General features: G+C 70.4%; 12 protein-coding genes, 1 tRNA gene and 1 riboswitch. Of the genes, 7 read left to right on the top strand and 6 right to left on the bottom strand.

Annotated features, from left to right (window positions below):
- Positions 1-87 precede the first annotated feature (87 nt).
- The gene (locus AB0P17_RS20835; protein WP_365812997.1) at positions 88-846 is read left to right on the top strand and encodes an MBL fold metallo-hydrolase; all 759 of its coding nucleotides are present in this window, start codon (positions 88-90) and stop codon (positions 844-846) included.
- 142 nt (positions 847-988) lie between these two features.
- Here the strand turns inward: AB0P17_RS20835 and AB0P17_RS20840 are convergent, their stop codons facing one another.
- A complete protein-coding gene (locus AB0P17_RS20840) occupies positions 989-2,275 on the bottom strand; it encodes a PTS transporter subunit EIIC (protein WP_365812999.1) in 1,287 nt (428 codons plus the stop codon).
- A 152-nt stretch (positions 2,276-2,427) separates the two neighbouring features.
- On the bottom strand, positions 2,428-3,708 hold the full coding sequence (locus AB0P17_RS20845; RefSeq protein ID WP_365813000.1) for a PTS transporter subunit EIIC: 1,281 nt from the start codon (positions 3,706-3,708) through the stop codon (positions 2,428-2,430).
- 211 nt (positions 3,709-3,919) lie between these two features.
- Between AB0P17_RS20845 and AB0P17_RS20850 the strand changes: the two genes are divergently transcribed.
- From AB0P17_RS20850 to rdgB, 3 genes are all read left to right on the top strand, one after another.
- The gene (locus AB0P17_RS20850; RefSeq protein WP_365813002.1) at positions 3,920-4,153 is read left to right on the top strand and encodes a PTS glucose/sucrose transporter subunit IIB; all 234 of its coding nucleotides are present in this window, start codon (positions 3,920-3,922) and stop codon (positions 4,151-4,153) included.
- 163 nt (positions 4,154-4,316) lie between these two features.
- A complete protein-coding gene (gene rph, locus AB0P17_RS20855) occupies positions 4,317-5,048 on the top strand; it encodes a ribonuclease PH (protein ID WP_365813004.1) in 732 nt (243 codons plus the stop codon).
- Between the two features lie 75 nt (positions 5,049-5,123).
- Positions 5,124-5,726, top strand: a complete 603-nt coding sequence (gene rdgB / locus AB0P17_RS20860) for an RdgB/HAM1 family non-canonical purine NTP pyrophosphatase (protein ID WP_365813006.1) — start codon at positions 5,124-5,126, stop codon at positions 5,724-5,726.
- Positions 5,727-5,774: 48 nt separating this feature from the next.
- Here the strand turns inward: rdgB and AB0P17_RS20865 are convergent.
- From AB0P17_RS20865 to bcp, 3 genes are all read right to left on the bottom strand, one after another.
- A tRNA-Leu gene (locus tag AB0P17_RS20865) sits at positions 5,775-5,858 on the bottom strand.
- 161 nt (positions 5,859-6,019) lie between these two features.
- The gene (gene proP / locus AB0P17_RS20870; protein ID WP_365813008.1) at positions 6,020-7,516 is read right to left on the bottom strand and encodes a glycine betaine/L-proline transporter ProP; all 1,497 of its coding nucleotides are present in this window, start codon (positions 7,514-7,516) and stop codon (positions 6,020-6,022) included.
- A gap of 129 nt (positions 7,517-7,645) precedes the next feature.
- Positions 7,646-8,113: a thioredoxin-dependent thiol peroxidase gene (gene bcp, locus AB0P17_RS20875; RefSeq protein WP_365813010.1), complete on the bottom strand. Its 468-nt coding sequence runs from the start codon at positions 8,111-8,113 to the stop codon at positions 7,646-7,648.
- A 159-nt stretch (positions 8,114-8,272) separates the two neighbouring features.
- On the opposite strand from bcp, the gene AB0P17_RS20880 reads away from it, so the two are divergent.
- From AB0P17_RS20880 to sugE, 3 genes are all read left to right on the top strand, one after another.
- The gene (locus AB0P17_RS20880; protein WP_365813012.1) at positions 8,273-8,602 is read left to right on the top strand and encodes a DUF3618 domain-containing protein; all 330 of its coding nucleotides are present in this window, start codon (positions 8,273-8,275) and stop codon (positions 8,600-8,602) included.
- A 115-nt stretch (positions 8,603-8,717) separates the two neighbouring features.
- Positions 8,718-9,020: a co-chaperone GroES gene (locus AB0P17_RS20885; RefSeq protein ID WP_329827408.1), complete on the top strand. Its 303-nt coding sequence runs from the start codon at positions 8,718-8,720 to the stop codon at positions 9,018-9,020.
- 30 nt (positions 9,021-9,050) lie between these two features.
- Positions 9,051-9,119, top strand: a riboswitch (guanidine-III (ykkC-III) riboswitch).
- Positions 9,120-9,153: 34 nt separating this feature from the next.
- Entirely contained in the window at positions 9,154-9,474 is a 321-nt protein-coding gene (sugE, locus tag AB0P17_RS20890; protein WP_365813014.1) for a quaternary ammonium compound efflux SMR transporter SugE, read from the top strand.
- Here the strand turns inward: sugE and AB0P17_RS20895 are convergent.
- Complete coding sequence (locus tag AB0P17_RS20895) at positions 9,458-11,884, bottom strand: transglycosylase domain-containing protein (protein WP_365813016.1); 2,427 nt, start codon at positions 11,882-11,884, stop codon at positions 9,458-9,460. The two genes, sugE and AB0P17_RS20895, sit on opposite strands and share 17 nt — an antisense overlap.
- Between the last annotated feature and the right edge of the window lie 86 nt (positions 11,885-11,970).

Here is an 11,970-nt window from a genome sequence, read left to right on the forward strand (position 1 = left end):
ACGCGACGCCGCCTCACCTGTCCGCGCGACCTCTACCTCGCACGACCCCCGTCGCCCCGCCGTCCACGCCACGGAGGTTCCCGCTCCATGAAGCTCACCGTCGTCGGCTGTTCGGGCTCGTTCCCCTCCGCGGGATCGGCCTGCTCCAGCTACCTCGTAGAGGCCGACGACTTCCGGCTGCTCCTCGACCTGGGTAATGGCGCCCTCGGAGAGTTGCAGCGCCACTGTGGTCTCTACGACCTCGACGCCATCTTCCTCAGCCACCTCCACGCCGACCACTGCATCGACATGTGCGGCTACTTCGTCGCGCGCTACTACCGCTTCGACGGCGGACGCTGCGACGCGATCCCCGTCTACGGCCCCGAAGGCACCGAACAGCGCCTCACCACGGCGTACGCGGACACCCCTTCGGACAAGGCGATGAGCGAGGTCTTCGACTTCCACACCCTCAAGCCGGGCTCCGGCTCGTTCGACATCGGCCCGTTCTCCGTCCGTACGGAGAAGGTCGCGCACCCCGTCGACACCTTCGCGATCCGCGTCGAGCACGACGGCAGGTCCCTCACGTACTCCGGGGACACCGGCGTCTGCGACCCGCTGGTCGAGCTGGCCGAGGACACGGACCTCTTCCTCTGCGAGGCGGCCTTCACCTACGGCAAGGAGGACGTGGAGGGCCTGCACCTCAACGGCCGCGAGGCCGGCGCCCACGCCGCCCGCGCCCGCGCCCGCAGGCTCGTCCTCACGCATGTGCCGCCGTGGACGGACGGCGACCGGAACCTGGCCGACGCGCGCGACGTGTACGCGGGCCCGGCGGAACTGGCCGTCCCGGGCGCGGTCTACGAGATCTGACGCGGCGCACGGGACCCGGCGCCCGAGACTCGGCGCACGGGATCCGGCGCCCGGGATCCGGCGCCCGGCGTACGCGACCGTGGGCCCGGCCGGTCCTGACATCGGCCGGGCCCACGGGGCCCTGGGGGAGCGGGAGAGCCGTCTACTTGGCCTCGGCCTTGCGGAGTTCGGCGAGCTCCTCGTCCGACTCCCGGCCCGGCGTCGGCAGATTGAACCGTACGATCGCGAAGCGGAAGATCGCGTAGTAGAGGGCCGCGAAACAGAGCCCGACCAACGCAAGCCCCCACGGGTTGGTCGCGATGCCCAGGTTGAGGAAGAAGTCGACCGCGCCCGCCGAGAATCCGAAGCCGTCCTTCATGCCGAGTGCCCAGGTCAGCGCCATGGAAACACCGGTCAGCACCGCGTGGATCGCGTACAGCACGGGCGCGATGAACATGAACGTGAACTCGATCGGCTCCGTGACGCCCGTCACGAACGCGGTCAGCGCGAGCGAGAGCATCATGCCGCCGACGGCCTTGCGGCGCTCGGGGCGCGCGCAGTGCGTGATGGCCAGACAGGCCGCGGGGAGCGCGAACATCATGATGGGGAAGAAGCCGGTCATGAACTGCCCCGCCGTCGGGTCGCCCGCCAGGAAGCGGTTGATGTCGCCGCTCTTCCCGTCGAACGTGCCGGCCTGGAACCACGGGAACGAGTTGAGGAGGTGGTGCATGCCCACCGGGATCAGCGCACGGTTGGCGACACCGAAGATGCCCGCGCCGACCGCGCCCGAACCCACCAGCCACTCACCGAAGTTGTGCAGACCGGCGCCCAGAACCGGCCAAATGTAGCCGAAGGCGATGCCGATCACGAGTCCGGCGAAGGCGGAGAGGATCGGGACGAGACGCCGGCCGCCGAAGAAGCCCGCCCAGTCCGGCAGCTTCGTCCGGTAGAACCTCTGGTACAGCAGGGCGACCACGATGCCCATCACCACACCGCCCAGCACCTTCGCGTCGACGGGCGCGTCCGTCATCACGACCTTGCCGTCCACCACCTGCGCCACCTTGGGCAGGTTGGAGTCGGTGAAGGTGGCCAGCACGTTCTTGAAGACCAGATAGCCGGTGACGGCGGCGAGCGCGGTCGAGCCGTCCGACTTCTTCGCGAAGCCGATCGCGATACCCACGGCGAACAGCAGCGGCATGTTGTCCAGGATCGCGTTGCCGCCCGCGGCCATGAAGCTCGCGATCTTCGTGACGAACGCGGGGAACGAGTCACGGCCGAGCATGTCCGCGTTCCCGAGCCGGACGAGCAGCGCCCCGGCGGGCAGGACGGCGACGGGCAGCATCAGGCTGCGCCCGATACGCTGCATCACGGACATGACACCGCTGCCCCTTTTCGGCTTCTCCGCAGCGGGCTTGTTCTCCGCCGCGGGGGCGGCGCTGGCCGTGGACATCAACTTCCTCCAGGGGGAACGCGGCGCACGGCCGCGTGGTCTACACCACTATTGGTTTAGACCAGTTGTACACGGTGAGGAAGGGATAAGGAACCGCCGTAATTCGGCGAAAAATGTGACGTGGATTACGCGTCGCCGGGCCCGCCGGGCCGTCACGCCCTGGTGTTCTGCTGCTCGCCCTCCCGCTCCAGCTCCTCGGGCTCCCGCCCCGGTGTGGGAATGTCGAACACGGTGATCGCGAAGCGGAAGACCACGTAATAGATCACCGCGAAGCACAGGCCGATCGGGATGATCAGCCAGGGCTTGGTGTCCAGGTGCCAGTTGACGACGTAGTCGATCAGCCCCGCCGAGAAGCTGAACCCCGCGTGCACCCCCAGCGCCCAGGTGATCGCCATCGAGGCGCCCGTCAGCAGCGCGTGCGCCCCGTACAGCAGCGGCGCCGCGAACATGAAGGAGAACTCCAGCGGCTCGGTCACGCCCGTGACGAACGAGGTCAGGGCGACGGAGAGCATCAGCCCCGCGATCCGCTTGCGGTGCTCCGGGCGCGCGCAGTGCGTCATGGCCAGCGCGGCGGCCGGCAGGCCGAACATCATGATCGGGAAGAACCCCGACATGAACTGTCCCGCCGACGGGTCCCCCGCGAAGAAGCGGGTCAGATCGCCCTGGACCGTCGTCCCGTCCGGCTTGGTGAACGAACCCGCCTGGAACCAGAAGAACGTGTTCAGGAACTGATGCATACCGATCGGGATGAGCAGCCGGTTGGCCACCCCGAAGATCCCCGCACCCCAGGCGCCGAGCCCGATGAGCTGCTTGGCGAACGCCGTCAGCGCGTCACCCACCGGCTGCCACAGCAGCCCGAAGGCCACGCCGAGCACCACGCCGATGAACGCCATCAGGATCGGCACCAGCCGCCGCCCGTTGAAGAAGCCCAGCCAGTCCACCAGCCGCGTCCGGTGGAACCGCTGCCACACCACCGCGGTGAGCAGCCCGATCAGGATCCCCCCGAGCACCCCGGGGTTCTGCGGAACGCCTTCGGGGGCCGCCTTCGTCACCGAGCCGCCGACCGGGAACGCCGCCAGCACGTTGTGGTAGACGAGGAAACCGGCGACCGCGGCGAGCGCCGTCGAGCCGTCCGCCTTCTTCGCGAAGCCGATCGCCACGCCGATGCAGAAGAGCAGCGGCAGCCCGAACGCCCCGTCGAGGATCGCCGTACCGCCCTGCGTGAACACCTTCGCCGTCCTGTCCCAGAACGGCCCGTGCAGATACGCCGAGAAGAGATTGCCCAGGCTGACCAGCAGACCGGCGGCGGGCAGCACCGCCACCGGGAGCTGCAGACTCCGGCCGACCTTCTGAAGCCCCTGGAACAGCCCGCTCCAGCGCCGCTGCCGCGGCTCCGCCGGCTGCCCGGGCGCGGCGGTGCTGTCGGCGCTCATCGGCGTTCTCCCGTCCCCGGGCCCTGTCGGGGCCCTGTCCGGCAGGGCCCGGCCCGCCCCTCTGTCATCCCGCCACGACTGGTGTAGACCAGTTGGGCTAGGCTTCTCCCCGCCATCATTCGGTACGGCGTGACCGCACGCCCGCGAAGATGGGCCAACCGTGCGTTACGGTGACGAAACGGTCTGTGTTCGAACGTCAGGGAGTAAAGACATGGCCACCAAGGCTGAGAAGATCGTCGCCGGGCTCGGCGGGCTCGACAACATCGAGGAGATCGAGGGCTGCATCACCCGCCTCCGCACCGAAGTCGTCGACCCCGACCTCGTCGACGAGACCGCGCTCAAGGCCGCCGGAGCCCACGGCGTGGTCAAGATGGGCACCGCGGTCCAGGTGGTCATCGGCACGGACGCCGACCCCATCGCGGCGGACATCGAAGACATGATGTAGATCCGCCGAAGCCGCGGCGCGGGCAGCCGCGGCGCAGAACGGGCGCGGCCCGGCGCGGGCCCGGCCCGCCCCCGACGCCGCGCGGCACGGACGGGGCCTGAATCCGACCACGGTCACGACCACCGGATCAGGCTCCTCCCCGCCTCCGGATAGGCTCACGGCCATGTCTCGAATCGACGGCCGCACCCCCGAACAGCTCCGTCCCGTCACCATCGAACGGGGATGGAGCAAGCATGCCGAGGGCTCCGTCCTCATCTCCTTCGGCGACACCAAGGTCTTCTGCACCGCCTCCGTCACCGAAGGCGTCCCGCGCTGGCGCAAGGGCAGCGGCGAAGGCTGGGTCACCGCCGAATACTCCATGCTGCCCCGCGCCACCAACACCCGCGGCGACCGCGAAGCCGTACGCGGCAAGATCGGCGGACGCACCCACGAGATCAGCCGCCTCATCGGCCGGTCCCTGCGCGCCGTCATCGACTACAAGGCGCTCGGTGAGAACACCATCGTCCTCGACTGCGACGTCCTCCAGGCCGACGGCGGCACCCGCACCGCCGCCATCACCGGCGCCTACGTCGCCCTCGCCGACGCCGTCGCCTGGGCCCAGGGCAAGAAGATCGTCAAGGCCGGCCGCCGCCCCCTCACCGGCACCGTCGCCGCCGTCAGCGTCGGCATCGTCGACGGCGCGCCGCTCCTCGACCTCTGCTACGCGGAGGACGTCCGCGCCGAGACCGACATGAACGTCGTCTGCACCGGTGACGGCCGCTTCGTCGAGGTCCAGGGCACCGCGGAGGCCGAGCCCTTCGACCGCAAGGAGCTGAACGCGCTGCTGGACCTGGCGACGGCCGGCTGCGTCGACCTCGCCGCCATCCAGAACGAGGCCCTGGCCCGGACGGCCTGACCGGCCCCGTAGCGCCCGCCCCGTACCGTACGGGCGCCCGCCGGGCGCGTCCGTACGGTACGGATACTGGTGGGCATGACCCGCCTGATCCTCGCCACCCGCAACGCCGGGAAAATCACCGAACTCAAGGCCATCCTCGCCGACGCCGGCCTCCCGCACGACCTGGTCGGGGCGGAGGCGTACCCCGACATCCCCGACGTCAAGGAGACCGGCGTCACCTTCGCCGAGAACGCCCTCCTCAAGGCCCACGCCCTCGCCACCGCCACCGGCCTCCCCGCCGTGGCCGACGACTCCGGCCTCTGCGTCGACGTCCTGGGCGGCGCCCCCGGCATCTTCTCCGCCCGCTGGGCGGGCACCCACGGCGACGACCGGGCCAACCTGGACCTGCTCCTCGCCCAACTCGCCGACATCGCCCCGCCCCACCGCACGGCCCACTTCGCCTGCGCCGCGGCCCTCGCCCTCCCGGACGGCACGGAACGCGTCGTCGAAGGCCGCCTCCGGGGCACACTCCGCGCCGCCCCGGCCGGCACGGGCGGCTTCGGCTACGACCCGATCCTCCAGCCGGACGGCGAGAGGCGCACCTGCGCGGAACTGACGGCAGCGGAGAAGAACGCGATCAGCCACCGCGGCAAGGCATTCCGGGCGCTGGTACCGGTGGTGCGGGAGCTGTTGGGCTGAGCCGCGCGGATGGGCCCCGCCCACTCGGACGGGGCCCATCGGCTGCTGTGCGGCCGGTGGGATTCGAACCCACACGGGATTTCTCCCACTGGGACCTAAACCCAGCTTGGCTGCCAGTTACAACACGGCCGCATGCTGCTCTTCATGCTATCGGGCCGAAGTCCCTTCCGGTGAGCGGGAGGCGACCTCTCCGCCGGGCTCCTGTACGGTCGCGCCGACCCCCGGGTGCGCCGGGTGAAACGACCCGTATCGAGGCCGCGAGCCGTCGCCAGGAGGGGCGGGTCGTGGCGGGGTCAGAATTTCGGTTCCGGGGTCTGGGACTGGACCAGTTCCACCGCTTCCTCCTTCGTCTCCACCGACGGGGGTGAGCCCGTGAGCGGTTTGCGGGCCGTTTCCTTCATGCAGGCCACCGCGATCACGCCCACCAGTGCCGCCGCCATCGCGTAGTACGCCGGCATCAGGTCGTCGTCGGTCAGGCTGATGAGGGCGGTGATGACCAGGGGGGTCGTGCCGCCGAAGAGGGAGGCGGCGAGGTTGTAGCCGACCGCCAGGGAGCCGTACCTGACGTGGGTGGGGAAGAGCGCGGGGAGCGCGGCCGACATGGTGCCCAGGAGGCAGACCAGGGAGAGGCCGAGCATCAGCATGCCCGCCGTGATCGGGAGGACGCCGCCCTGTTTGATCAGCAGGAAGGCCGGCAGGGAGAGGAAGAAGAAGCCGAGCATGCCGCTCATCAGGAGGGGTTTGCGGCCGTAGCGGTCGTTGAGCCTGCCGACCTGACTGATGATCAGCATCAGCGCGACCATCACGCCGAGCAGGATCAGCAGTCCGTGTGTCTCGCTGTAGCCGAGCTGGTCCGAGAGGTACGTCGGCATGTACGAGAGCAGCATGTAGTCGGTGATGTTGTACGCGCCGACGAGCGCGATGCACAGGATCAGCGCCGGCCAGTACCGGCGGAAGATGTCGACCAGGTCGTCCTTCGTCGTCGTCTCCACCTGGTCCGCCGCCTCCGAGGCGTGGGCGCTGTCCGCCTCCAGTTTCCGGAAGGCGGGCGTCTCGTCGAGGCGCAGTCGCAGGTAGAGGCCGACCAGGCCGAGCGGGCCGCCGATGAGGAACGGTACGCGCCAGCCCCAGGCCTCCATCGTGTCGGAGCCGAGCGCCGCGGTGAGCGCGGTGACGAGGCCCGCCGCGCCGACGTACCCGGCGAGGGTGCCGAATTCGAGGAAGCTGCCGTAGTACCCGCGGCGCTTGTCGGGCGCGTACTCGGCGATGAAGGTGGACGCCCCGCCGTACTCGCCGCCCGTGGAGAAGCCCTGGACCAGCCGGAAGAGGATCAGGAGCGCCGGGGCCCAGAAGCCGATCGTGGTGTACGAGGGGATCAGGCCGATGGCGAAGGTGCCGAGCGCCATCAGCATCATCGTCAGCGCGAGGACCTTCTTGCGGCCGAGCCTGTCACCCATGGGGCCGAAGAACATTCCCCCGAGTGGCCGTACGAGGAAGGCGACCGCGAACGTCGCGAAGGAGGAGAGCAGCTCGATCGTGGGGTTCCCCGAAGGGAAGAAGACATGACCGATGGTGACCGCGAGATAGCTGTAGATGCCGAAGTCGAACCACTCCATGGCGTTGCCCAGGGAGGCCGCCTTCACCGCGCGCTTGACCGCTCGTTCATCGGTGACGGTGATGTCCGACCGGCGCAGCTTGGGGTTTTTCCGCTGCCTGATCGTGCGGAAGAGGGTGGGGTGACGTTTGACCGCCGCGGGGTCGGCGGCCTCGTCGTGCTCCTGGCCGGCCATGGCGCGGGTCCTTTCCTCGGAGTGAAGCAGTCCAAGGGAACCTTCTGTACGGCGGTGGCGGATGCAAACCGAAGTCCCGCGGAAGTGGGACTTCGGTCACAGCGTCGTCGGTGGGCCGTCCTCGGGGGGTCAGATGCCGAGGTCCTTGATGATCTTCGCTACGTGGCCCGTGGCCCGTACGTTGTAGAACGCGTGCTCGACCTTGCCCTGTTCGTCGACGACGATCGTGGAGCGGATCACGCCGGTCACGGTCTTGCCGTACATCTTCTTCTCGCCGAAGGCGCCGTAGCTCTCCAGGACCTGCTTGGACGGGTCGCCGACCAGGGTGACCTTCAGGCTCTCCTGGTCGCGGAACTTCGCGAGCTTCTCCGGCTTGTCCGGTGACACGCCGATGACGTCGTAGCCGGCGCCCGCGAGCAGGTCGAGGTTGTCCGTGAAGTCGCACGCCTGCTTGGTGCAGCCCGGGGTGAGCGCGGCGGGGTAGAAGTAGACGATGACCTTGCGGCCCTTGTGGTCGGCGAGCGAGACGTCCTTGCCGTCCGCGTCGGGCAGGGTGAAGGAGGGGGCGGTGTCGCCGGGGGTGAGTCGCTCGCTCATGGTTCTCCGTAGGTCGTGAGGCCGTGGGATCGTGAGGCCGTGGGGCAGGCTCGCGGTCGTACGTGCCGAGCGTAATCGGGGGTGCCGTCGGGTGCGGTCGGGGTGGAGCTGACAGACTGTCGCCCAAGGACTACCGGACACGACGACGGAGGCAGCGCGGTGTCGGATTCCAGGACCCCGGCGCAGATCGAGGCGGACATCGTCCGCAGGCGCGGGCAGCTCGCCGAGACGCTGGACGAGATCGGGGTGCGGGTGCACCCGAAGACGATCGTCGGCGACGCGAAGGCCAGGGTGGCCTCCCGGGTGGACCAGACGGCGGGGCGGGCGTTCGTCGCCGTGAACAGGACGGTCGCGGGGGTGCGCGCGCCGTTCGTCGGGCACGACGGCGCACCCAGGCTGGAGCGGGTGGTGCCGGTGGCGCTGCTCGCGGTCGGGCTGGTGGGGCTGCTCGTGATGGCGGGCAGGCCGGCGAAGCGCCGGAAGGGATGAGCCGTTCCCGTGGCGGTCCGTGTCACCCCTCTGGCGCACGGACGCGCCGCGGGCAGGTAGGTTCTGGGGCGTGAGCGAGAACTCCCCCAGCCAACACGACAAGCTGCCCATCCGGATGCTGCACGACCGCGTGCTGGTCAGGACCGACATCCCGGAGGGCGAGCGGCGCTCGTCCGGCGGCATCCTCATCCCGGCGACGGCGGAGGTCGGCCGTCGGCTGGCCTGGGCCGAGGTGGTGGCCGTGGGGCAGAACGTCCGTACGGTGACGCCGGGGGACCGGGTGCTGTACGACCCGGAGGACCGGGCCGAGGTCGAGGTGCGCGGGGTGGCGTACGTACTGATGCGGGAGCGTGATCTGCACGCGGTCGCCGCCGACCGGTTCGAGGGGTCCCAGGACTCGACCGGGCTCTATCTGTAGGACGCCGCTCTCTCCGTACCCGTCCCCGCGGGCTGTTTGCTACGTTGGGGGAAACCCGACGAGACGCGCCGTACCGGGTCAATCGAAAGACGACGCACCTGTTGTCCGTGCTTTCTGTGCCGGAGGTGCCGTCATGGCGTGGGTTCTGTTGGTCGTCGCGGGTCTGGTCGAGGTCGCCTGGTCGATCGGGATGAAGTACACCGAGGGGTTCACGCGGCTGTGGCCGAGCGTGTTCACGGGTGCCGGGATCGTGGTCAGTATGGTGCTGCTCGCGCAGGCGGCGAAGACGCTGCCGATCGGTACGGCGTACGGCGTGTGGGTCGGGATCGGCGCGGCCGGTGCGGCGGTGCTCGGCATGGTCGTGCTGGGGGAGCCGGCGTCCGCCGCCCGGATCTTCTTCGTCTCGCTGCTGGTGGTGGCCGTGGTGGGGCTGAAGGTCACGTCCGGGCACTGAGCGCGCCGGGGTCCTGGTGCTGCGGGGCCACGGGCGGGCCCTGTCCGGGCGCCCCGGCGGCGTCGGGCGCGCCCCGCGGGGGCCCCTGGTCCCCCGCGGCTCCCGCACCGTCGCCGCCCGCGGTGTCTCCCCGGCCGCCCTGGCCGGCGGCGGGCGGTCCCTGGCCGCCGGCGGGCGGTCCCTGGCCGGCGCCGCCGCCCGTGGTTGTCGTACCGCCGCCCGTGCCACCCGGCGACGGGGGGTGGTGGCCCGGGTGCGGGCTCTGGCCTCTGCCGGCGCCGCCGGTGGTGGCACCGCCCGCGCCGTCCGCGCCACCCGTTCGGCCCTGTGACTGCCCCTGAGACTGACCCTGGCTCTGCCCCTGTGCCCGGCCCGGGGTGCTGGGCCGGGGCGAGGCGCTGCCGGGCATGCCGGACTCCAGTGACTGCTGCGGGTCCGGCGAGGCGCTCTCCTCGGCGCCGGCCGCCACCTGGAGGTCGAAGTCCTGTACGGGGGTGGCGCGCAGCGCGGCCCCGGTGTATTCGCCCCAGATGGCGGCCGGCGCGCCGCCGCCGTTGATCCGGGCCTGGCCGAGCGCCCCGTACAGCGGCTTCTGCTGGGCCGTCTTCGGGTCGGCGCCCATGACGGCGACGACGGTGGCCAGGTTCGGGGTGTATCCCGCGAACCAGGCCGCCCGGTCCTCCTCGGCCGTGCCGGTCTTGCCCGCCGCGGGACGGCCCGCGGACAGGGCGGCGGTGCCGGTCCCGCCGTCGACGACGCCGCGCAGCACGGCGGTGGTGGTGTCGGCGGCCTCCCGGCTGATGGCCTGGGTGGTGGCCCGATGCGGCAGTGCCACGTCCGTGCCGTTCTTGGTGACCTTGGTGACGAGCGTGTACGGGACGCGCTCGCCGTGGTGGGCGAGGGTCGCGTACGCCTGGGCCATGTCGAGGGCGCTCGCGGTGGCCGGGCCGAGGGCGATGGAGGGGGAGGCGGTGAGGTCGGGGGTGTTCGCAGGGATGCCGAGGGCGACGGCCGTCCTCCTGACGGTTTCGGGGCCGACGTCCTGGGCGAGCTGTGCGTAGACCGCGTTGACGGACTTGTCGGTGGCGGTCCTGATGGTGATGGGGCCGTAGTCCCTGTCGTCCTCGTTGTCCGGGGCGTAGCCGGTCGGTCCGGCGGGGCCCTCGACCATGTGGCCGGTGTCGCCGTCGTAGACGGTGTTGGGGGTGATGGTCCGGCCGTCCTGGGTCTCGGAGCCGTTCTGGACGGCGGAGGCGAGGACGAACGGCTTGAAGGTGGAGCCGACCTGGTAGTCGCGGCGGGTGGCGTTGTTGACGTACTGCTTCGTGTAGTCGATGCCGCCGTACATGGCGACCACCCGGCCGGTCGCGGGGTCGATGGAGGTGGCGCCGACGCGGACGTTGCGGTCGGCGGCGCGGCCGCTGGCGAGTTGCGAGGTGACCTGGTTGCCGACCGCCTTGACCAGCGCGTTCTGCTTCTTGTGGTCGATGGTGGTGGTGATCCGGTAGCCGCCGGTGGCCAGCGTGTCGGCGCCGATGACGTGGTGGCCGGTGAGGTACTCCTCGACGGCCTGGACGAGGTAGCCGCGCTGCCCGGAGAGGCCGGTGGCCGCGGGCCGGATCGGGCCGGGCGCGGGGAACTTCAGGGTGGCTCGGGTGCCGGCGTCGAGCCACTTCTCCTTGACCATGCCGTCGAGGACGTAGTTCCAGCGGGCGACGGCGGCGGGCTTGTTCTCGGGGTGGACGACGACGTCGAACTCGCTCGGGGCGTTGAGCAGCGACGCGAGGTAGGCGCCCTCCGCCGTGGTGATGTCCTCGATGTCCTTGCCGTAGTACGCCTGCGCCGCGGCCTGGATGCCGTACGCGTTCCGGCCGAAGAAGCTGGTGTTCAGATAGCCCTGGAGGATCTCTTCCTTGGACTGTTCGCGGTTGAGTTTGATCGCGATGAAGAACTCCTTGGCCTTGCGGGCGATCGTCTGCTCCTGGCCGAGGTAGTAGTTCTTGACGTACTGCTGGGTGATCGTGGAGCCGCCCTGGGTGCCCTTGCCGGTGGCGGTGTTCCAGGCGGCGCGGACCATGCCCTGCGGGTCGACGGCGGGCTCGCTGTAGAAGCCGCGGTCCTCGGCGGCGAGCACGGCCCGCTGCACGGTTCTGGGCACCTGCGCGAGCTGGATGTTCTCGCGGTTGACGGCGCCGTCGCGGGCGATCTCCGTACCGTCCGCGTACAGGTACACGTTCGACTGGGCGGTGGCCGCGGCGTTGGCGGCCGGGATGCCGACGAGTTTGTAGCCGAGGGCGAAGCCCCCGATCGCGAGGAGCGCGCACACCAGGAACGCGCCGAGCACCATGCGCCGGGACGGGAGGAAACGGCGCCGACGCCGACCGGTCGGCTGCTGTGGCTCGTCGTTCATGTGTCTGGAGACCCCTCGGCCGTGGCCGAAGGCTGACTCTCCGGCATAACGGTGTCGTATCAGTCCATTCGTAACGCAGGCATAAG

Source organism: Streptomyces sp. NPDC088124 (genome assembly GCF_040685895.1).
Lineage (GTDB): Bacteria > Actinomycetota > Actinomycetes > Streptomycetales > Streptomycetaceae > Streptomyces.

Bases quoted from the DNA above. Each gene is read 5' to 3' on its own strand.
- rph (WP_365813004.1), top strand. From the start codon at position 4,317: ATGTCTCGAATCGACGGCCGCACCCCCGAACAGCTCCGTCCCGTCACC.
- AB0P17_RS20840 (WP_365812999.1), bottom strand. From the start codon at position 2,275: ATGTCCACGGCCAGCGCCGCCCCCGCGGCGGAGAACAAGCCCGCTGCG.
- proP (WP_365813008.1), bottom strand. From the start codon at position 7,516: ATGGCCGGCCAGGAGCACGACGAGGCCGCCGACCCCGCGGCGGTCAAA.
- sugE (WP_365813014.1), top strand. From the start codon at position 9,154: ATGGCGTGGGTTCTGTTGGTCGTCGCGGGTCTGGTCGAGGTCGCCTGG.
- AB0P17_RS20845 (WP_365813000.1), bottom strand. From the start codon at position 3,708: ATGAGCGCCGACAGCACCGCCGCGCCCGGGCAGCCGGCGGAGCCGCGG.
- AB0P17_RS20850 (WP_365813002.1), top strand. From the start codon at position 3,920: ATGGCCACCAAGGCTGAGAAGATCGTCGCCGGGCTCGGCGGGCTCGAC.
- AB0P17_RS20835 (WP_365812997.1), top strand. From the start codon at position 88: ATGAAGCTCACCGTCGTCGGCTGTTCGGGCTCGTTCCCCTCCGCGGGA.
- rdgB (WP_365813006.1), top strand. From the start codon at position 5,124: ATGACCCGCCTGATCCTCGCCACCCGCAACGCCGGGAAAATCACCGAA.
- AB0P17_RS20895 (WP_365813016.1), bottom strand. From the start codon at position 11,884: ATGAACGACGAGCCACAGCAGCCGACCGGTCGGCGTCGGCGCCGTTTC.
- bcp (WP_365813010.1), bottom strand. From the start codon at position 8,113: ATGAGCGAGCGACTCACCCCCGGCGACACCGCCCCCTCCTTCACCCTG.
- AB0P17_RS20885 (WP_329827408.1), top strand. From the start codon at position 8,718: ATGCTGCACGACCGCGTGCTGGTCAGGACCGACATCCCGGAGGGCGAG.